The following is a 19,145-nucleotide window of genomic DNA, read 5'->3' on the forward strand; positions in this document are numbered from 1 at the left end:
AAACGATTGAATTACTTAACCAGGAGCTTTATAGACAGACCAATAACAATTTACGTATTAAGACATACATTAGGCTCTATATTCTTATCGGATGGTTTAAGTGAAGATTTTGTATATAAATTTTTAGGCCATGCGAGTGCGGATCAATTGAGGAAAACATACAGGCACCAGCTGCCAGAAAAACAGAACATGGAAGAGAATCTGAGTAAGAAAATCAGTGCTAAACTATGAGACTTTTTTGTGACCAACAGACTGCTATTTACAACTATTTAAAAGTAAATAAAAAAGCCCAAAACATTGCTGTAACAACGTTTAAGGCTATAAAAACTTTTTAAAACTATAAGAGTTATACCACCGGTCGGGATCGAACCGACACTCTCTTAACGAGAATTGGATTTTGAGTCCAACGCGTCTGCCTGTTCCGCCACGGTGGCTAATTAAAAAAAGACTAATTAGCTGTCTAATTAGTTTAAAAGTATAAAGCGGAAGATAGGATTTGAACCTATGTCTTGCTTCAGGAAGAAGCATGTTCTGAACACTAAACTACTTCCGCATAAAAGTATTGTTTAAGGCGCCAACCGGATTTGAACCGGTGATAGAGGATTTGCAGTCCTCTGCCTTACCACTTGGCTATGGCGCCAAAGGAAACTATAAAAACTGGGCTGGAAGGATTCGAACCTTCGCGTCACGAGACCAAAACCCGTTGCCTTACCGCTTGGCTACAGCCCAAAAATGGGGCGACTGATGGGGATCGAACCCACGTATGCCGGAACCACAATCCGGTGTGTTAACCACTTCACCACAATCGCCATAAAATGCAGGGGTAGTAGGAATCGAACCCACATCAAAGGTTTTGGAGACCTCTATATTACCATTATACGATACCCCTATACTAATGGAAGGGGGCAGATTCGAACTGCCGAACCCGAAGGAGCGGATTTACAGTCCGCCGCGTTTAGCCACTTCGCTACCCTTCCGTAAAAAAATGCCGGCCAGAGGACTTGAACCCCCAACCTACTGATTACAAGTCAGTTGCTCTACCAATTGAGCTAGGCCGGCTTAAATGGTGGTTCAGGACGGAATCGAACCGCCGACACTGTGAGCTTCAATCACATGCTCTACCAACTGAGCTACTAAACCACTATATGTGAAGTTTTCATTAATTAAAAATGGCGGTCCCGACGGGAATCGAACCCGCGATCTCCTGCGTGACAGGCAGGCATGTTAACCGCTACACCACGGGACCTTATTTATAAACTTTCAAAAAAATAATTGCGGGAGAAGGATTCGAACCTTCGACCTCCGGGTTATGAGCCCGACGAGCTACCACTGCTCCATCCCGCGATAATAATATTAAATTAAAAATGGCGGAGGAAGAGGGATTCGAACCCCCGCGAGCCGTTAAGCCCCTGTCGGTTTTCAAGACCGATCCCTTCAGCCGAACTTGGGTATTCCTCCGCGATATTAAGTTTAAGCTATGGTGGACCTTGCAGGACTCGAACCTGCGACCCAACGGTTATGAGCCGTTTGCTCTGACCAACTGAGCTAAAGGTCCAAAAATGGTGGCGGCAGAGGGGATCGAACCCCCGACCTCACGGGTATGAACCGTACGCTCTAGCCAGCTGAGCTACGCCGCCGAGTTAAATTATTTTCACTATAACTTTGACTTTTTAAATAATGGTGGAGACTAGCGGGATCGAACCGCTGACCTCCTGCGTGCAAGGCAGGCGCTCTCCCAGCTGAGCTAAGCCCCCATTATAATATTTCATTTTTAAAAGAGTCGGGAAGACAGGATTCGAACCTGCGACCCCTTGGTCCCAAACCAAGTGCTCTACCAAGCTGAGCTACTTCCCGTTTCTATAAGCGCGCCCAAGAGGAGTCGAACCCCTAACCTTCTGATCCGTAGTCAGACGCTCTATCCAATTGAGCTATGGGCGCATTGCATTATTAAATTTAAATGGTGCCGAGGACCGGAATCGAACCGGTACGATAATCACTTATCGCAGGATTTTAAGTCCTGTGCGTCTGCCAGTTCCGCCACCCCGGCTTAAACTGGAGCGGAAGACGGGATTCGAACCCGCGACCCCCACCTTGGCAAGGTGATGTTCTACCACTGAACTACTTCCGCTGACTATACTATTTGTATAAGTTAATTTTAAAATGGTGCGGGTAAAGGGAGTCGAACCCCCACGCCCTAAAGCGCTAGATCCTAAGTCTAGTGCGTCTGCCAGTTCCGCCATACCCGCGTATCTAAATGTGAGCCATGCAGGATTCGAACCTGCGACCCTCTGATTAAAAGTCAGATGCTCTACCAACTGAGCTAATGGCTCTTGTTAAGAGATGGTGCCGGCCAGAGGACTTGAACCCCCAACCTACTGATTACAAGTCAGTTGCTCTACCAATTGAGCTAGGCCGGCTACATGGTGGAGAATGACGGGTTCGAACCGCCGACCCTCTGCTTGTAAGGCAGATGCTCTCCCAGCTGAGCTAATTCTCCATGTAAGATACTATTATCTTATATATCGATTGATAAATCAATCATTATTTTCAATTGTTTTTTAAAATATGTAACAGCCTGGCAGCGTCCTACTCTTGCGGGACGTCAGTCCAACTACCATCGGCGCTGGAGAGCTTAACTGCTGTGTTCGACATGGGAACAGGTGTGGCCTCTCCGCCATCGCCGCCAGACTATTAGTGAATGTATATACATTCAAAACCGGATAGAAGTATCGAGAAGAGTGAACGCACTCTTTTAATTTCTGGTCTTACTTTTGAATAAGTCATCGATGGATTAGTATTTGTCCGCTGAATGTGTTGCCACACTTACACGCCAAACCTATCAACCTCATAGTCTCTGAGGCATCTATTGGGGAAATCTCATCTTGAGGGGGGCTTCATGCTTAGATGCTTTCAGCATTTATCCCGTCCATACGTAGCTACCCAGCTATGCCGTTGGCACGACAACTGGTACACCAGTGGTATGTCCATCCCGGTCCTCTCGTACTAAGGACAGCGCCTCTCAAATTTCCTACGCCCACGACGGATAGGGACCGAACTGTCTCACGACGTTCTGAACCCAGCTCGCGTACCGCTTTAATGGGCGAACAGCCCAACCCTTGGGACCGACTACAGCCCCAGGATGCGATGAGCCGACATCGAGGTGCCAAACCTCCCCGTCGATGTGAACTCTTGGGGGAGATAAGCCTGTTATCCCCGGGGTAGCTTTTATCCGTTGAGCGATGGCCCTTCCATGCGGAACCACCGGATCACTAAGTCCGTCTTTCGACCCTGCTCGACTTGTAGGTCTCGCAGTCAAGCACCCTTATGCCTTTACACTCTGTGAATGATTTCCAACCATTCTGAGGGTACCTTTGAGCGCCTCCGTTACTCTTTAGGAGGCGACCGCCCCAGTCAAACTGTCCATCTGACACTGTCTCCCAGCCGGATCACGGCTGCGGGTTAGAATCTCAACCACACCAGGGTGGTATCCCACCATTGCCTCCACATAGACTAACGTCCATGCTTCATCGGCTCCCACCTATCCTGTACAGGTGGAGTCAAGATTCAATATCAAATTACAGTAAAGCTCCACGGGGTCTTTCCGTCCTGTCGCGGGTAACCTGCATCTTCACAGGTACTATGATTTCACCGAGCCTCTCGTTGAGACAGTGCCCAAATCGTTACGCCTTTCGTGCGGGTCAGAACTTACCTGACAAGGAATTTCGCTACCTTAGGACCGTTATAGTTACGGCCGCCGTTTACTGGGGCTTCAATTCGTACCTTCGCTTGCGCTAAGCACTCCTCTTAACCTTCCAGCACCGGGCAGGCGTCAGCCCCTATACTTCACCTTTCGGTTTGGCAGAGACCTGTGTTTTTGGTAAACAGTCGCTTGGGCCTATTCACTGCGGCTTATATTGCTATAAGCACCCCTTCTCCCGAAGTTACGGGGTCATTTTGCCGAGTTCCTTAACGAGAGTTCGCTCGCTCACCTTAGAATTCTCTTCCCAACTACCTGTGTCGGTTTACGGACGGGCAGTATGATTACTTGCTAGAAGCTTTTCTTGGCAGTGTGAGTCCATATGCTTCGCCTACTATTTTCGGCTCCCCATCACCACTTAGCCTTAATGCATGCCGGATTTGCCTAACATGCAGCCTTATGGCTTGGACGCGCTCTTCCTTCCGCGCGCTCATCTTTTCCTTCTGCGTCACTCCATCACTCAAATGCAATCTTACTGGTACAGGAATTTCTACCTGTTGTCCATCGCCTACGCTTATCGCCTCGGCTTAGGTCCCGACTTACCCAGAGCGGACGAGCCTACCTCTGGAAACCTTAGTCGTTCGGTGGACGGGATTCTCACCCGTCTTTCGCTACTCACACCGGCATTCTCACTTCTAAGCGCTCCACATGTCCTTACGATCATGCTTCGCCGCACTTAGAACGCTCTCCTACCATTAAAATAAATTTTAATCCACAGTTTCGGTAATATGTTTAGCCCCGGTACATTTTCGGCGCAGCGTCACTTGACTAGTGAGCTATTACGCACTCTTTAAATGATGGCTGCTTCTAAGCCAACATCCTAGTTGTCTGTGCAACGCCACATCCTTTTCCACTTAACATATATTTGGGGACCTTAACTGGTGGTCTGGGCTGTTTCCCTCTCGACAATGGACCTTATCACCCACTGTCTGACTCCCATACATCACATCTGTGGCATTCGGAGTTTGTCTGAACTCGGTAACCCGGGATGGGCCCCTCATCCAAACAGTGCTCTACCTCCACGATGCTAATATGAGGCTATACCTAAATATATTTCGGAGAGAACGAGCTATCTCCAGGTTCGATTGGAATTTCACCCCTACCCACAACTCATCCGGTCACTTTTCAACGTAAGTCGGTTCGGCCCTCCATTCAGTGTTACCTGAACTTCAGCCTGGTCATGGGTAGATCACCTGGTTTCGCGTACAAACATATACTCATTCGCCCTATTCAGACTCGCTTTCGCTGCGGCTCCACATCATCTGCTTAACCTTGCATATATTCGTAACTCGCCGGTTCATTCTACAAAAGGCACGCCATCACCCATTAACGGGCTCTGACTACTTGTAAGCGCATGGTTTCAGGATCTATTTCACTCCCCTTCCGGGGTGCTTTTCACCTTTCCCTCACGGTACTGGTTCACTATCGGTTAGCAAGGAGTATTTAGCCTTGGGAGATGGTCCTCCCGGATTCCGACGGAATTCCTCGTGTTCCGCCGTACTCAGGATACGTTCTAAATTTATCGACTTTTTAACTACGGGACTCTTACCCCCTGCGGTTGGCCTTCCCAGACCATTCGTCTAAGTCTTTAAATCCGTTGTGAACGTCCTACAACCCCAGCCGAAGCTGGTTTGGGCTCTTCCCCGTTCGCTCGCCGCTACTTAGGGAATCGATTTTTCTTTCTCTTCCTCTGGATACTAAGATGTTTCAGTTCTCCAGGTGTCCTCCAACAGTGCTATGTATTCACACTGTGGTAATACCTCGCGGTATTGGGTTTCCCCATTCGGAAATCTCCGGTTCAAAGCTTACTTACAGCTCCCCGAAGCATATCGGTGTTTGTTCCGTCCTTCATCGGCTCTTGCTACCTAGGCATCCGCCATGCGCCCTTCACTACTTAATCGTAATGAAATTTGTGTGAGTGTATCTTATAGATACGTTTGCGTTCTCGTTTTCAATTCTTCTTGCTCGATTTGAAATCGTTTTATTCTTCTCTTTACTTCTATACGGTTTTCAATGTACATAAATTAGTAATATAATAAAAATGGTGGAGACTAGCGGGATCGAACCGCTGACCTCCTGCGTGCAAGGCAGGCGCTCTCCCAGCTGAGCTAAGCCCCCATATCGTATATTTAATGGTGGGCCTAGGTGGACTCGAACCACCGACCTCACGCTTATCAGGCGTGCGCTCTAACCAACTGAGCTATAGGCCCATTAAATAATGAATGAGTATATTATTATATTAAAAATACTAGAAAGCTTCATTAAAGAAACATTCAAAACTGAATACAATATGTCAAAACGTTTTTCCGAATGGTCCATCTAACAAGTAGATGCTCCATATATTCCTTAGAAAGGAGGTGATCCAGCCGCACCTTCCGATACGGCTACCTTGTTACGACTTCACCCCAGTCATCCATCCCACCTTCGACGGCTGCCTCCATAAATGGTTGGCCCACCGGCTTCAGGTGTTATCGACTTCCGTGGTGTGACGGGCGGTGTGTACAAGACCCGGGAACGTATTCACCGTAGCATGCTGATCTACGATTACTAGCGATTCCAGCTTCATGGAGTCGAGTTGCAGACTCCAATCCGAACTGAGAACAGTTTTATGGGATTCGCTTGGCCTCGCGGCGTTGCTGCCCTTTGTAACCTGTCCATTGTAGCACGTGTGTAGCCCAAATCATAAGGGGCATGATGATTTGACGTCGTCCCCACCTTCCTCCGGTTTGTCACCGGCAGTCAGTCTAGAGTGCCCAACTTAATGATGGCAACTAAACTTAAGGGTTGCGCTCGTTGCGGGACTTAACCCAACATCTCACGACACGAGCTGACGACAACCATGCACCACCTGTCACTCTGCCCCGAAGGGAAGCTGTATCTCTACAGTTGTCAGAGGATGTCAAGATTTGGTAAGGTTCGTTGCTTCCTTCGAATTAACCACATGCTCCACCGCTTGTGCGGGTCCCCGTCAATTCCTTTGAGTTTCAACCTTGCGGTCGTACTCCCCAGGCGGAGTGCTTAATGCGTTAGCTGCAGCACTGAGGGGCGGAAACCCCCAACACTTAGCACTCATCGTTTACGGCGTGGACTACCAGGGTATCTAATCCTGTTTGATCCCCACGCTTTCGCACCTCAGCGTCAGTAACAGACCAGAGAGCCGCCTTCGCCACTGGTGTTCCTCCATATCTCTGCGCATTTCACCGCTACACATGGAATTCCACTCTCCTCTTCTGTACTCAAGTAAAACAGTTTCCAATGACCCTCCCCGGTTGAGCCGGGGGCTTTCACATCAGACTTATTTTACCGCCTACGCGCGCTTTACGCCCAATAATTCCGGATAACGCTTGCCACCTACGTATTACCGCGGCTGCTGGCACGTAGTTAGCCGTGGCTTTCTGGTTAAGTACCGTCATCTCAAGGCCAGTTACTACCTCAAGTATTCTTCCTTAACAACAGAGTTTTACGAGCCGAAACCCTTCATCACTCACGCGGCGTTGCTCCGTCAGACTTTCGTCCATTGCGGAAGATTCCCTACTGCTGCCTCCCGTAGGAGTCTGGGCCGTGTCTCAGTCCCAGTGTGGCCGATCACCCTCTCAGGTCGGCTATGCATCGTCGCCTTGGTGAGCTACTATCTCACCAACTAGCTAATGCACCGCAGGCCCATCCATGAGCGGCAGATAAATCCGCCTTTTAACAATTCCACTTATGTGGAAAGGTCGTATCCGGTATTAGCTACCGTTTCCGGTAGTTATCCCAATCTCAAGGGTAGGTTGCCTACGTGTTACTCACCCGTCCGCCGCTCAAATCACAGGAGCAAGCTCCTGATCTTTGCGCTCGACTTGCATGTATTAGGCACGCCGCCAGCGTTCATCCTGAGCCAGGATCAAACTCTCCATGATTGGAGAACTTAAACTTAAGCTCTTTGTGATACTGCTGACAGTATCTCGTTTGCGTTTGAATTGTTCGCCTCAATGTGTGCTCCTATATAATAGAAGACTTTTTCATTCGGAATTAAAACGTTGACATATTGTCATTCAGTTTTCAATGTTCTCTTGTGAAGTTTTGTGTGGTGCTTGCAATCTCGTTGACTGCTTAGTTATCTTAACATGTCTGTTTTACAGATGCAACAGCTTTTATTAAGTTTTTGTTAAGATTATAAAGTTTTGATTACATCGTGTTTGACACGACTTTTATATCTTAGCACATCCGATTATCAGATGCAACACTTAATTTCAAGCGTTTGTTAAGTGATGTTGTGTCGCCTTTGGACGACTTACATATCATAACACGTCTGTTTTACAGATGCAACAGATTATTAATATTTTTTAACATCTTATTAAAGTCTGTTAAGTTTTTGTTGCGTCGTCTTTTGACAACTTCTATATCTTACCAAGTATCGTTTGTTTCGTCAACACTCTTTTCTAATTTAATTTAACATCTTGTTTAGAAATGTTACAACTTCGTAACGGGGTGTTAAATATGCAAAACGAATACTTGATATATACTATCATATAAGCCTAAGAAAGTATAGAATAATTTTAGAGGTGACATAAATGAAAAAAACCGGTAACAAAATAATGCGTATACGCGGCTGGGCCCTTGCTATGATATTCATAGGTATGGCTGTAATGTACTTAGGTATATTCTTCAGAGAGACTCCCTGGGTAATGCTGATTTTTCTAGTGTTGGGTACAATCCCTCTTCTGCTCAGTTTCGTTATCTACTTCTGGGTCGGTATGATCAGTGCACGTACAGTGACTGTTCAATGTCCGAACTGCGAACGTCATACGAAAATTCTCGGCAGAGTTGATTACTGCCAGCACTGTAAAGAACCTTTAACATTAGATCAGGAACTTGAAGGAGAAGAATTCAATATTGATTACAATGTTAAGCACCGCAGAGAGAAGAAACTTGAAGAGATACGCGAAAGAGATAACACTAACGAATAACCAAAAAGTCCCGGTGCATTTTGCACCGGGACTTTTTGGTTATGTTCTTTTTATACCGTTTATATAGAAGGAACTGGTTTTAGCTGTTTGGATTACTTGTCTCGCTGCCGCTGCATTCAGGACAGACACCATAGATTTCTAAACGATGATGACTGACATCATAATCAGTAACCAAACCTGCAAGGTGCTCCACTTCTTCTAGTGCCGGATATTGAAAATCTGTAATCTTACCGCATTCGCTGCAGATGATATGATAGTGCGGTACTGAGTTAAAATCAAAACGGCTTGATGAATCACCGTAAGTCAGTTCTTTAACCAGTCCAGTCTGTTTAAATAATTTTAAGTTATTATACTGTCGCGACACTCATATTTGGAAAGTCGCTGGACAGTGATTGAAATATATCATCGGCAGTCGGATGCACTTCACTCTCAACCAGATAATTGAGAACAGCTTTTCTTTGAGGTGTGATTCTCACGCCTGTTTTTTTGAGCGCCTCAAGAGACTCTGCGAAATGGTCATGATGAGTATCTATCATCTTCATATGACTGATCCTTCCTTCTATTTATATATACCTAATATATATTGTACTTTGAATATAAAATCATTGTCAAACATTATTAATACCCTTTATTATAATCGATAACATTTTTCATTTCAGACTCGTTATTCATGCGCATTAGATTGTACGTGAAGATGTCAAAAGCTCTGAAATTATACATCCGGGTCTTCGCTGAACAATGCGGTGTGATTGTCAGATTATCAAAGCTGTATAACGGGCTGTCTGCCGGCAGCGGTTCTTCATTAAATACGTCCGATAAAACATGTGCAATGTATTTCTGTTCAAGTACTTCAATAAGCACCTCATCCGTCATTACTGTTCCCCGCCCGATATTTAGAAATACCGCTTCATCTTTCATCGCTTTGAATGTAGCAGTCTGCAGGAAGTTAGTCGTCTCCCCGGTACTTGGCAAAATATTCACCATCATATCTGCACTGCCGATTTGGGAATTCAACTCGCTGATTGCATGAGTCTGATCAAAACCTTCTATTGAACGCCCGTTAGTATTATAACCGACCGTGCGCACTCCGAAAATTTGCAGTGCTTTAGCAAGATGACTGCCGATACTCCCCGTTCCAAGAATATGAGCTTCTTTGCCGTATAATTCCTCTGAACGTGAATAAGTTATCCACTCTTTATTCTTTTGAGCTTCATGCAGCTGATTAAAATTCTTATAGTACTGAAGCAGCATGCCGACCGCAAATTCCGTCATCGGTATTTTATGAATACCCGTTGAATTTGTTACAATCGCTTTATCAAAAAATTCTTTCGGAATCTCATCGATGCCCGCACTCATCACGTGCACCCATTTCAGATTTTTAAACTGCTCCGCTCACCGTCAGTTAAATCACCGCCGTATGTAACGAAAATATCAGTTTCCGCTTTGATTTTACCGGTCATATTTTCTTTCTCTACATATAAGTAGTTATATTCTCCGTCTATTTTCTCAATCATTTCTTCTCTTGGTTTAACAGTTGAAGTAATATTCATGATGATTATCCCTCTTTCAGAAAATTTTTCAGCTCATCTGCATGCGTCGATGCCTTCACTTTATCGAAACGTTTCAAGATGTTCGAGTCAGCATCAATTACAAATGTTGTACGCGTAATACCATTAAATTCTTTGCCAAATGCTTTCTTCGGTCCGTATACGCCTGTCTCCTCAGACAGTTTAAAGTCTTCATCGACTAATAAGTCGAAGTTTAAGCTGTGCTTTTCGATAAAGTTCTGATGTTTCTTTTTACTGTCCCCGCTTACACCGTATACAGTTACATCAAGTTCATTCAAATCCGTCATGCTGTCTCTCATATCGCATGCCTGTGTTGTACACCCAGGTGTATTATCTTTCGGATAAAAATAAATTACTGTCCGTCCTTTTAATGAATCATTAGATACGATTTCACCATTCTGGTTTTCTAATTCAAACTTTGGAAATTTCTCCATTTATAAGTCATCCTTTTCATCATTAATTAATCTATACATATATAATACCCTTTCTCCTGAATACTTTAAACCATTCTACTTCCTTAAATAATTACCCGATGTATGGTATTATATTGAATGAATAAAATTGACGTAAAGTAAGGATGAAATTATGTATAATCATACGAATTCAAAGAAACTGCAAATCGCTGCTGAAGAAGTCATTTTAGGCGGTGTCAATTCACCATCAAGATCTTACAAAGCTGTAGGCGGCGGTGCACCGCTGGTTATGGAAAGAGCAGAAGGCGCCTACTTCTTCGATGTCGACGGCAACAAATATATCGACTACCTTGCTGCGTATGGTCCAATTATTACAGGACATGCACACCCAAGAATTCATGAAGCAATTACTGAGCAGTCAAGTAAAGGTATCCTTTACGGAACATCGACTCAGCTCGAAATCGACTTTGCGACAAAACTGCGTAATGCAATTCCTTCATTAGAACGTGTCCGCTTCGTCAACTCAGGAACAGAAGCTGTAATGACGACTATCCGTGTAGCCCGTGCTTATACAGGACGCAATAAAGTAATTAAATTTGAAGGCTGTTACCACGGTCACTCTGATCTGGTTCTTGTTGCAGCAGGCAGCGGCCCTTCCCAGCTCGGCACACCGGACTCTGCCGGCGTACCTAAAAGTGTTGCACAGGATGTAATTACCGTCCCTTTCAATAATATTGAAGATTTTAAAACTGCAATCAATCATTTCGGCGATGAAATTGCAGCAGTACTAGTTGAACCTATAGTCGGTAACTTCGGTATCGTTGAAGCAGAAGATGGATTTTTACAAGCCGTTAACGATATTTCACACGACAACGGTTCGCTGGTTATTTACGATGAAGTCATCACCGCATTCCGTTTCGGGTACGGCTCAGCTACCGACATTGTTGGAGTTACTCCGGATTTAACTGCCATGGGTAAAATTATCGGCGGCGGTACACCAATCGGCGCTTACGGCGGCAGACTTGATATTATGGAAAGTGTTGCACCACTCGGCGCTGCATACCAGGCCGGAACAATGGCGGGTAATCCGCTGTCCATGGCTGCAGGTATCGCATGTCTCGAAGTACTCGAACAGCCCGGTGTTTATGATGAACTCGACAGGCTCGGTGAGAAACTTGAGTCCGGACTTAACGATTTAATTGAAAATATAACGTCACTGCTAACATTAACCGCCTGGTCGGTGCATTGACAATTTACTTTACTGATGAAGAAGTGAAAAATTACAAACAGGCTGAAAGAAGCGACGGCGAAGTGTTTGCGAAGTTCTTCAGAGGACTTATCAGCCGCGGTATCAATATCGCACCTTCGAAATACGAAGCGTGGTTCTTAACGACAGAACATACAGATAAAGATATTGATGATACACTTGCTATAGTTGAAGAAGTTTTCAAAAATGACCTTTAGGAGTTGGTGCCATGCGTTTTGGTGCTAGAGTATTAAAAACGGGTATAGCCGTTGTCTTAACTTTCTTAATTACAAACCAAATTGGCTTAACACCGGCACTTATCGCCGGAATTGCTGCGGTTAATGCATTGCAGCCTAATGTATACCGTTCTCTTGAAACAACATGGAACCAATTCAGAGGTAATACAATCGGGGCCATTTCAGCAATTATCATGGTGCTGCTCTTTGGCAGCAACGTGCTGATTATCGGACTGACTGTAATATTAGTGCTCGCAATGCTTTTATTCTTTAAATTACAAAGTGTGTCAACACTTGCAGTCATTACCGTCATTGCAATAATGGATGTGCCTTTTGGCACTGATCTCGGCACAACTGATTTCCTGATTATTGCAGGCACGCGTTTCTCGCTTGATGATTGGTGTTCTCGTATCACTGCTTGTCAATCTGGTCTTTATACCGCCGCGTTATGAAACGAAAATGTATCATAACTGTTTTAATATCGCGAATGACATTTTCAAATGGATGCGTCTCGAACTGAACTCAGTCACTGAATCACAAAATGTCAAAAAAGACCTGGAGCAGCTTCAAAAACGTGTTACAAAACTGGAAACCATGTATTCATGGTATAAAGAAGAACGCAATTTGTTTAAAAAACAGCGTTTTGGCGATCACAGACGTAAAGTCCTGTTCAAGCATTTAATTGCTTCGACAAGACAAGCATACAATCTGCTTAAGCGTATTAACCGTTACGAAAATGACTACAAGCATCTGCCGGATGATTTGAAATATCATATCCGTATTGAAATGGATGAAATGATGGCTTATCACGAGCAGGTGTTTATGAAATTCACTGAAAAAATTAAGCCTGAAACATCAAATCTTTATGTCGAAGGCTCGCACTATTATGAAATGAGCTTAATGGAGCATTTTCTTAAAGAGTACTCACAGCTGACTGATGGAGAAGATAAACTCCGCTTTGAAAACATTCTGGAGATTATTACATCACTGCATGAATACTCACGCTCGGTTGACCGCGTTGACAGACTGGCCAACAGTTTCTTCAGTTATCATACCGAGAAGAATAAAATTGATATACAGGATGAAACTTTAGATATATAAAAAACTGCGGGGAACTCCCCGCAGTTTTTTTATTGCCATCCATTATTAATATCAGCTTTCCCTTTAAATTTACTTATATAAGGATTGCCTTTAACGATAAATCTGTATAAGTAATCGACAGCTTCTTCTTTATTATCGATGCCAATGCGTTTAGTCTCTTCAATTACTGCAGGGGTTTTCCCTGCGAGCACATGAAGTATTTCTCCGTTAATATTCGTACCGTTATGTTCCGATCTCGTAATACCCAGCGCTTTAGTCAGCTTGCCAGGTCCGGTCGTTAAATCAGTATCTTTACCGCGTCTGTTCTTCATAACTTCAATACCCTGATGCGGCTCAATTCCCCGAATCAGTATTCCTTCCGGACGATCTGACGTCGTCACAAAGTTCATACAGTTATGTCCGTGCATTGTGTACACGTATATGTGACCGTACGGTTCAAACATCATTGCATTCTTTTTCGTTATCTTCCCGTTAAAAGTATGTGCTGCTTTATCGTTTAAACCGAGATACGCTTCGACTTCAGTAATATAACCGCTTGTTATTTCACCATCGATCGTTGTGACAACTTCTGTACCGAGGAGCTGCCTGGCAGCTTTTAGTGTATTATCGCTTAAAAAGTCTATATCTAAATAATTCATTTAAAAGTCAGTCCTTTATAAACCTTGAATATCGTATAAGTTTTTATAAGCACCTTGTCGCTTCATCAGTTCAGTATGTGTGCCCGCTTCTGAAATCTGGCCGTTTTCAATAACGACAATTTTATCAGCATGAGTGACAGTTGACAGTCTGTGTGCAACAACCAGTGTCGTTCTGTCAGATGACAGCTTATCTAAAGTATCCTGAATAATGCTTTCACTTTCAAGATCCAGTGCACTTGTCGCTTCATCCAGAATTAGAATCGGCGGATTTTTAAGGAATACACGTGCAATGGCAATACGCTGTTTTTGTCCACCCGACAATTTCACACCGCGTTCACCGACCATCGTGTCATAGCCTTCTTCTAAATTTATGATAAATTCATGTGCATTGGCACGCTGAGCAGCCAGAAGAACTTCCTCTTCTGTTGCATCCGGCTTAGCAAGGAGGATATTTTCTTTTATAGAATCTGAAAACAGAATATTATCCTGCATCACAATACCGAGGTTATCTCTTAATGAACGGACTGTAACATCTCTAATATCCTGACCGTCGATTTTAATGCTGCCGGCCGTGACATCGTAAAATCTTGGAATTAACGACACGAGTGACGATTTACCGCCCCCGCTCATTCCGACAAATGCAACTGTCTCTCCGACCGCGATATCCAGATTAATATTCTTCAGAATATCATTATCATTTTCATCATATTTAAATGAAACGTTGTTGATTTGCAGATGACCTTTAACATCTTTAATCGGCTGAGCACCTTCTTCATCTTTAACATCGTAAGGCACATCAAAAAGTCCAAACACTCTGTCCATTGAGGCAATACTCTGAGTCAGTGCAGTTGATGAAGATACTAATCTTCTGAGCGGACCATATAATCTTTCCAGATATGCTACGAATGCCGCAAGTACACCAACAGTTAAGTTTTCATTCAGTACAAGGAATGTACCATAACCAATTACCAGCAACGGACCGATATCAGTAATCGTATTAACTACCATAAAACTGTAGGCTGTCCAGCGTGAATGATCCAGTGCTTTTGTTAAGAAGTTATTATTTTTTTATCGAATCTTTCTTCTTCATGGTCTTCAATCGCAAAGCTTTTTACAACGTTAATCCCCTGCACTCTTTCATGCAGAAAACCTTGTACTTCAGCAAGCGCCTGCGAACGGTTTCTTGTTTTCGCTCTCAGTCTGCCGAAGAAAAACCACACACCAAAAATATAAAACGGGAAAATTAACATTGAAACGAAAGCCAATTCAACGTTTAAGTTAAACATTATAATCAGAGCGATGATAATAGTAACGAGGTCCAGCCAGACGTTCATAAGGCCGGTCATAATAAAGTCTTTAGTCTGCTCTACGTCGTTAATTACACGTGAGATAACTTCCCCTACTTTATTATTTGAATAAAATTTGGCACTCAGCATCTGCAAGTGTCCATATAATTTCTTTCTGATATCGTATAGAATTTTATTACTTGTGCGCTGGGCTAAATATTGCCTGAAGAATTCTACAGGGGGCCTTACAACTACGAATACTACTGCAAAAACAAGCAGTACCTGAACAAGCATCCTTCCGTTCATCGTATGCCAATCCATCAGCAAGAATTATTCCGTCTATAGCATATGCAACGAGTAACGGAATAAGAAGCGGAATACCAAATTTAAGTATGCCGATCAAAATGTTAAGCCGATAATACCGTAATACGGCTTAACAAATTTCATATAACGTCTGATCATTTATGTTCCTCCAAAAAATTAGTAAAACCAATCAACGTTTCGTCGATTGGTTAATGTTCATTATTAAAACGATGGTGCCATACCTTTATAAAATCTGGAGCGAATGGTCCTTTTTTTGTTCAATCCACTGCTGAAGTTCATCGACCTGATGTTTTTAATATCGCATCAATACTCTCGGGATAATTCATTTTACTGCGGTGCACTTTATACTCGTCTTCATCCAGCAGATGATACTTGCCGTCCGGATATACTTTTATATCCAGGTCGTAGTCGATATATTTAATACCTTCTTCATCGCAGGCATATGGTGAAGATAAGTTGCAGTAATAATAAACTCCGTCATCTCTGAACATGCAAATGACATTAAACCAAAAATCTTTGTGGAAATAAACGATTGCAGGTTCACGCGTAACCCATTTTCGCCCGTCGCTTTCTGTAACAAGCGTACGATTATTACCAATCACGACGTGATCCGTACCTTTTAGAATCGTCGTTTCACTCCATACCCGGTGGATTTTACCATCATGCTTATAGCTTTGAATCCTCATCTTGCTTCCCTCTTTTGGGATGGATTCCATCACCATAATACTGCCACCACCTTTATATTTACGTAAACAGTATAGCATAACAGCATTATTATTAAAAACAGTTTTGAATCGGGCTCGCATTAAAAAAGCATCTTCTGCATTGCAATACTCATCGGAAGTTTTTTAACGTCTCTAAGGGGATAAAATTCTCGTGCTCATTCGCTGTATAAACAATATAACCTCCATAAACCATATTTTATGCGTAAATACGTGTTTATGATCACCGATCGGTGCTCCCGGCCTGGTGAGCTGCAAATTGTATTTTTCCTCAATTGATTCGAGTGAAGTATCCACATCAAATCTCGGCAGCTCATACATTCCTTTTAATAAGTCATCCTCCTGCTTAATGAGGAGAATTTCATCTTTGTCATTCAAAATAAGTAGACATTATAGTAGTATTCCTTTTTCGTTTTCTGTTTCTTTTTCAGCGGATACTGCATCACTTCGTTGGCTTTCAGCGCTTCACAATGTTCTTTAACCGGACAGATAACACATTTCGGAGTACGAGGTGTACATATTGTCGATCCGATTTCCATTAAAGCCTGGTTAAAGTCCCCTGCTTCAAGGGGCATATCTTTTTCGATAAAGTGTTTTACATCTTTCTGCACACTTGCTTTAGTCATATCCCTGCCGTCGCGGTTCAGCCTCGATATTAACGGAGCACGTTACCGTCGACAGCAGCAAGCTGATTGTTAAAAGCAATACTCTGCACTGCGCCGCCGATATAGGGACCGACACCTTTCAACTTAAAAAACTCTTCCGGACGACTCGGTACTTTTGAATCATATTTCTCCTGCACTTCTTTTACTGCATGCTGAAAATTGCGGATTCTGTTGTAATAGCCGAGCCCTTCCCAGTCTTTTAACAGAGCCTGTTCATCTGCATCTGCCAACGCATCGAGGTTCTCGTATTTTGTTATAAATTTCTCGAAATAGGGTATAACAGTAATGACTTGGGTTTGCTGAAGCATGACTTCGCTGAGCCATATTTTAAAGGGGTCTGAAGTCTCCCTCCACGGCAGTTCTCTTTTATTTGCCTGATACCAATTAAGTAATGTATTATTAAATACCGGTCTTTTAAACATTTAAAAACTCACCTTTTTAAAATATATTTATAAATAAAAATGCCGTATTGAAACGGAGTGATATCATGGATACATTAACACATACATTAATGGGTGGTGCGATTGTCGGTCTCGCCCACATCGACCCTGCAGTAGACCCGGTTTCTGCCGGATTTATTACGACAGTAGTCGGTGCTTCTCTTATTCCAGACCTCGATACTGTCTTAAAAATGAAAAATAATGCTGTATATATTAAAAATCACAGAGGAATCACACACTCTCTGCCCTTTACTCTTTTTATCTGGCCGCTCTTACTCGCTGTATTAAGCAGTCTGCTTTTCGGTCTGCCATTCATCAATATGTATTTATGGTCGCTGTTTGCGGTGTCACTTCACGTATTTTCGGATATATTTAATGCGTACGGCACCCAGGCGCTACGGCCGTTCAATCATACCTGGCTGCAGCTCGGGTTTATAAATACTATCGATATTCCAATGATTGTTATGCATATCATATACTTTATCTTGTGGTTTCGGCTTTAACCCGGTTACACTATTCATTATATTATATGCTGTACTGATTCTTTACTACATTGCGCGCTATATTTACCAAAAATATTTAATTGATAAGATTAAAAAACGTCTGCCGAATGATGAAATTACCCGCGTGTTCTGTCTGCCGACAATCCGCTTTAATGAATGGCGCGTTGTAGTTGTTGCAGAAGATGCTTATTATGTCGGCCGTACTTTTAAAGGCCAGATTGTATTTACGACCGCTTTGATAAGATTGGACCGCTTGAAGGAGAATTATTCGAAGCAGTAAAATATGATGAAAACTTTATGTCCTTCACATTCTTCTCTTCAATATACCGGTATGAAATTAAAGAATTAAGCGAGGATACCGTGGAAGTCAGATATATCGATCTCAGATATTTAAAAGATGGACATTACCCTTTCGTCTGCATTATGCATCTTGATAAAGATGATTACGAAGTCCAGTCGAGTTACACCGGATGGGTGTATTCAGAAACTAAACTGCAGCAAAAATTAGCCAGTAATTAAAATGACAGCATGCCTAAGATTCAGGCATGCTGTTTTTTTCATTATATAATTGAATTTTCATTTTGTTATACGCTTCGAACATCCATAAATAAGAATAGCAACCTGTGTAATGTAGAGTACGTCATAAGGCAGACGGTTTACAGACCATGCCTGATGAATTGAATTATTCTGCAATCCGTTAATCACATAATAAAATGGATTCAGACTGAAAATACTTTCCACTGCATTTGGCAGCTGCTCCGGCAAATAAAATACCGGAACGATTAAAATCACAATAACAAACAGCAGCGGATTAATTTTACTTGTATTAATGTGCAGCGATACGCCTAAGAACAGCATCGTAAATGGAATTACAAGAATAACCCCGAGCAGTATATAATACAGAAGAGAGTATATTCATCATCCAGTTATCGACGAACAATGCTGTAAAGGCACTGTACATCGTTATAAAAATCATAAACATAATTGTCTGGTAAATCATCGTCGGCAGTATTCGTAAATACAGCGGTATATAATTTACTTTTAAAATAGAATCTTTAACGTACGCTTCATTCTTATTCAGAATTACCATACTGAATATCCATACCGCAGCCATAAAGCCGACTGTTCCGTACAGCACCCGGACCATCGTACTGTCTTCGGCAGTCATAAAACCGATGAAAAGCAGCACAAGTCCCCCAATATAAATGAGCACAGGCGTTAAATTTAAGAGCGTAAACCTGTCCGCCTGTCTAAATACGCGTCTAAGCAAGTATTTAACTCTGTAATTCATATCCGC

At 43.0% G+C, this 19,145-nt stretch carries 16 protein-coding genes, 25 tRNA genes, 3 rRNA genes and 4 pseudogenes; 8 read left to right on the forward strand and 40 right to left on the reverse strand.

Annotation, left to right across the window (positions count from 1 at the left end; genetic code table 11):
- Positions 1-6 precede the first annotated feature (6 nt).
- On the forward strand, positions 7-231 hold the full coding sequence (locus G4D76_RS16615; RefSeq protein WP_213810645.1) for a hypothetical protein: 225 nt from the start codon (positions 7-9) through the stop codon (positions 229-231).
- A gap of 118 nt (positions 232-349) precedes the next feature.
- Here G4D76_RS16615 and G4D76_RS04205 read toward each other — a convergent pair.
- From G4D76_RS04205 to G4D76_RS04340, 28 genes are all read right to left on the reverse strand, one after another.
- A tRNA-Leu gene (locus G4D76_RS04205) sits at positions 350-434 on the reverse strand.
- Positions 435-481: 47 nt separating this feature from the next.
- Positions 482-553, reverse strand: a tRNA-OTHER gene (locus G4D76_RS04210).
- 16 nt (positions 554-569) lie between these two features.
- A tRNA-Cys gene (locus G4D76_RS04215) sits at positions 570-640 on the reverse strand.
- Positions 641-657: 17 nt separating this feature from the next.
- Positions 658-729: transfer RNA gene (locus G4D76_RS04220), tRNA-Gln, on the reverse strand.
- Positions 730-733: 4 nt separating this feature from the next.
- A tRNA-His gene (locus tag G4D76_RS04225) sits at positions 734-809 on the reverse strand.
- Between the two features lie 9 nt (positions 810-818).
- Positions 819-889, reverse strand: a tRNA-Trp gene (locus tag G4D76_RS04230).
- A 7-nt stretch (positions 890-896) separates the two neighbouring features.
- A tRNA-Tyr gene (locus tag G4D76_RS04235) sits at positions 897-977 on the reverse strand.
- Positions 978-986: 9 nt separating this feature from the next.
- Positions 987-1,059: transfer RNA gene (locus G4D76_RS04240), tRNA-Thr, on the reverse strand.
- 5 nt (positions 1,060-1,064) lie between these two features.
- Positions 1,065-1,140, reverse strand: a tRNA-Phe gene (locus G4D76_RS04245).
- A gap of 30 nt (positions 1,141-1,170) precedes the next feature.
- Positions 1,171-1,246, reverse strand: a tRNA-Asp gene (locus G4D76_RS04250).
- Between the two features lie 26 nt (positions 1,247-1,272).
- Positions 1,273-1,344 (reverse strand) — tRNA-Met (locus G4D76_RS04255).
- Positions 1,345-1,365: 21 nt separating this feature from the next.
- Positions 1,366-1,458 (reverse strand) — tRNA-Ser (locus G4D76_RS04260).
- 20 nt (positions 1,459-1,478) lie between these two features.
- A tRNA-Ile gene (locus G4D76_RS04265) sits at positions 1,479-1,555 on the reverse strand.
- A 5-nt stretch (positions 1,556-1,560) separates the two neighbouring features.
- A tRNA-Met gene (locus tag G4D76_RS04270) sits at positions 1,561-1,637 on the reverse strand.
- 41 nt (positions 1,638-1,678) lie between these two features.
- Positions 1,679-1,754 (reverse strand) — tRNA-Ala (locus G4D76_RS04275).
- A 26-nt stretch (positions 1,755-1,780) separates the two neighbouring features.
- Positions 1,781-1,854, reverse strand: a tRNA-Pro gene (locus G4D76_RS04280).
- A gap of 10 nt (positions 1,855-1,864) precedes the next feature.
- Positions 1,865-1,938, reverse strand: a tRNA-Arg gene (locus G4D76_RS04285).
- 20 nt (positions 1,939-1,958) lie between these two features.
- A tRNA-Leu gene (locus G4D76_RS04290) sits at positions 1,959-2,047 on the reverse strand.
- A 6-nt stretch (positions 2,048-2,053) separates the two neighbouring features.
- Positions 2,054-2,128: transfer RNA gene (locus G4D76_RS04295), tRNA-Gly, on the reverse strand.
- A 33-nt stretch (positions 2,129-2,161) separates the two neighbouring features.
- Positions 2,162-2,246: transfer RNA gene (locus G4D76_RS04300), tRNA-Leu, on the reverse strand.
- A gap of 11 nt (positions 2,247-2,257) precedes the next feature.
- Positions 2,258-2,330: transfer RNA gene (locus tag G4D76_RS04305), tRNA-Lys, on the reverse strand.
- Between the two features lie 11 nt (positions 2,331-2,341).
- Positions 2,342-2,417, reverse strand: a tRNA-Thr gene (locus tag G4D76_RS04310).
- Positions 2,418-2,421: 4 nt separating this feature from the next.
- Positions 2,422-2,497, reverse strand: a tRNA-Val gene (locus tag G4D76_RS04315).
- Between the two features lie 76 nt (positions 2,498-2,573).
- Positions 2,574-2,688 (reverse strand): 5S ribosomal RNA (rrf, locus tag G4D76_RS04320).
- Positions 2,689-2,771: 83 nt separating this feature from the next.
- Positions 2,772-5,657, reverse strand: a 23S ribosomal RNA gene (locus G4D76_RS04325).
- A 142-nt stretch (positions 5,658-5,799) separates the two neighbouring features.
- Positions 5,800-5,875 (reverse strand) — tRNA-Ala (locus G4D76_RS04330).
- A gap of 15 nt (positions 5,876-5,890) precedes the next feature.
- Positions 5,891-5,967, reverse strand: a tRNA-Ile gene (locus tag G4D76_RS04335).
- Positions 5,968-6,107: 140 nt separating this feature from the next.
- Positions 6,108-7,656, reverse strand: a 16S ribosomal RNA gene (locus G4D76_RS04340).
- Together the 16S, 23S and 5S rRNA genes with 25 tRNA genes alongside form the textbook arrangement of a ribosomal RNA operon.
- Before the next feature lie 654 nt (positions 7,657-8,310).
- Between G4D76_RS04340 and G4D76_RS04345 the strand changes: the two genes are divergently transcribed.
- Positions 8,311-8,706, forward strand: coding sequence for a DUF2614 family zinc ribbon-containing protein (locus G4D76_RS04345; RefSeq protein WP_213810646.1), 396 nt, complete (start codon positions 8,311-8,313; stop codon positions 8,704-8,706).
- A 79-nt stretch (positions 8,707-8,785) separates the two neighbouring features.
- Here G4D76_RS04345 and perR read toward each other — a convergent pair.
- From perR to bcp, 4 genes and pseudogenes are all read right to left on the reverse strand, one after another.
- Positions 8,786-9,248, reverse strand: a pseudogene (gene perR, locus G4D76_RS04350) (peroxide-responsive transcriptional repressor PerR).
- A gap of 76 nt (positions 9,249-9,324) precedes the next feature.
- Positions 9,325-10,062, reverse strand: coding sequence for an NAD(P)-dependent oxidoreductase (locus G4D76_RS04355; RefSeq protein WP_250130180.1), 738 nt, complete (start codon positions 10,060-10,062; stop codon positions 9,325-9,327).
- A gap of 14 nt (positions 10,063-10,076) precedes the next feature.
- A complete protein-coding gene (locus G4D76_RS14555) occupies positions 10,077-10,256 on the reverse strand; it encodes a hypothetical protein (RefSeq protein ID WP_250130181.1) in 180 nt (59 codons plus the stop codon).
- Positions 10,257-10,261: 5 nt separating this feature from the next.
- Positions 10,262-10,708, reverse strand: coding sequence for a thioredoxin-dependent thiol peroxidase (gene bcp / locus G4D76_RS04360; protein WP_213810647.1), 447 nt, complete (start codon positions 10,706-10,708; stop codon positions 10,262-10,264).
- 151 nt (positions 10,709-10,859) lie between these two features.
- On the opposite strand from bcp, the pseudogene G4D76_RS04365 reads away from it, so the two are divergent.
- The 3 genes and pseudogenes from G4D76_RS04365 to G4D76_RS14565 all read left to right on the forward strand — a co-directional run bounded on the left by G4D76_RS04365 (position 10,860) and on the right by G4D76_RS14565 (position 13,270).
- Positions 10,860-12,151: pseudogene (locus G4D76_RS04365) on the forward strand (glutamate-1-semialdehyde 2,1-aminomutase).
- 11 nt (positions 12,152-12,162) lie between these two features.
- Positions 12,163-12,621, forward strand: coding sequence for an FUSC family protein (locus tag G4D76_RS14560; protein ID WP_250130182.1), 459 nt, complete (start codon positions 12,163-12,165; stop codon positions 12,619-12,621).
- Positions 12,560-13,270: a hypothetical protein gene (locus G4D76_RS14565; RefSeq protein WP_250130183.1), complete on the forward strand. Its 711-nt coding sequence runs from the start codon at positions 12,560-12,562 to the stop codon at positions 13,268-13,270. The genes G4D76_RS14560 and G4D76_RS14565 overlap by 62 nt, the downstream gene beginning before the upstream one ends.
- Before the next feature lie 29 nt (positions 13,271-13,299).
- On the opposite strand, the gene G4D76_RS04375 is transcribed toward G4D76_RS14565, so the two are convergent.
- The 6 genes and pseudogenes from G4D76_RS04375 to G4D76_RS14580 all read right to left on the reverse strand — a co-directional run bounded on the left by G4D76_RS04375 (position 13,300) and on the right by G4D76_RS14580 (position 17,327).
- Positions 13,300-13,908 carry a DNA-3-methyladenine glycosylase gene (locus G4D76_RS04375; protein ID WP_213810648.1) on the reverse strand — a complete coding sequence of 203 codons (609 nt, stop codon included), beginning with the start codon at positions 13,906-13,908 and terminating at the stop codon, positions 13,300-13,302.
- A gap of 15 nt (positions 13,909-13,923) precedes the next feature.
- Positions 13,924-15,656, reverse strand: a pseudogene (locus G4D76_RS04380) (ABC transporter ATP-binding protein).
- Positions 15,657-15,706: 50 nt separating this feature from the next.
- A pseudogene (locus G4D76_RS04385) lies at positions 15,707-16,240 on the reverse strand (DUF402 domain-containing protein).
- 135 nt (positions 16,241-16,375) lie between these two features.
- The gene (locus G4D76_RS14570; protein WP_250130184.1) at positions 16,376-16,618 is read right to left on the reverse strand and encodes an NUDIX domain-containing protein; all 243 of its coding nucleotides are present in this window, start codon (positions 16,616-16,618) and stop codon (positions 16,376-16,378) included.
- The gene (locus tag G4D76_RS14575; protein WP_250130185.1) at positions 16,615-16,866 is read right to left on the reverse strand and encodes a hypothetical protein; all 252 of its coding nucleotides are present in this window, start codon (positions 16,864-16,866) and stop codon (positions 16,615-16,617) included. Before G4D76_RS14575 ends, G4D76_RS14570 begins: the two co-directional genes overlap by 4 nt.
- A gap of 29 nt (positions 16,867-16,895) precedes the next feature.
- Positions 16,896-17,327 (reverse strand): HhH-GPD family protein, encoded by a 432-nt coding sequence (locus tag G4D76_RS14580; protein ID WP_250130186.1) that lies wholly within the window; start codon positions 17,325-17,327, stop codon positions 16,896-16,898.
- A gap of 65 nt (positions 17,328-17,392) precedes the next feature.
- Here G4D76_RS14580 and G4D76_RS14585 point away from each other — a divergent pair, with 65 nt between their 5' ends.
- Genes G4D76_RS14585 through G4D76_RS14595 form a run of 3 tightly spaced genes read left to right on the forward strand, consistent with a single transcriptional unit; the run spans position 17,393 to position 18,367 of the window.
- Entirely contained in the window at positions 17,393-17,848 is a 456-nt protein-coding gene (locus G4D76_RS14585; protein ID WP_250130187.1) for a metal-dependent hydrolase, read from the forward strand.
- Positions 17,805-18,128, forward strand: a complete 324-nt coding sequence (locus G4D76_RS14590) for a hypothetical protein (RefSeq protein WP_250130188.1) — start codon at positions 17,805-17,807, stop codon at positions 18,126-18,128. The genes G4D76_RS14585 and G4D76_RS14590 overlap by 44 nt, the downstream gene beginning before the upstream one ends.
- Before the next feature lie 17 nt (positions 18,129-18,145).
- Positions 18,146-18,367, forward strand: coding sequence for a hypothetical protein (locus tag G4D76_RS14595; RefSeq protein ID WP_250130189.1), 222 nt, complete (start codon positions 18,146-18,148; stop codon positions 18,365-18,367).
- Positions 18,368-18,424: 57 nt separating this feature from the next.
- Here the strand turns inward: G4D76_RS14595 and G4D76_RS14600 are convergent, their stop codons facing one another.
- A complete protein-coding gene (locus G4D76_RS14600; protein WP_250130190.1) occupies positions 18,425-18,706 on the reverse strand; it encodes a hypothetical protein in 282 nt (93 codons plus the stop codon).
- Entirely contained in the window at positions 18,675-19,139 is a 465-nt protein-coding gene (locus G4D76_RS14605) for a hypothetical protein (RefSeq protein WP_250130191.1), read from the reverse strand. The genes G4D76_RS14600 and G4D76_RS14605 overlap by 32 nt, the downstream gene beginning before the upstream one ends.
- Between the last annotated feature and the right edge of the window lie 6 nt (positions 19,140-19,145).

The organism is Jeotgalicoccus sp. WY2 (assembly GCF_018437745.1).
In the GTDB taxonomy this organism is placed as follows: Bacteria; Bacillota; Bacilli; order Staphylococcales; family Salinicoccaceae; genus Jeotgalicoccus; species Jeotgalicoccus psychrophilus.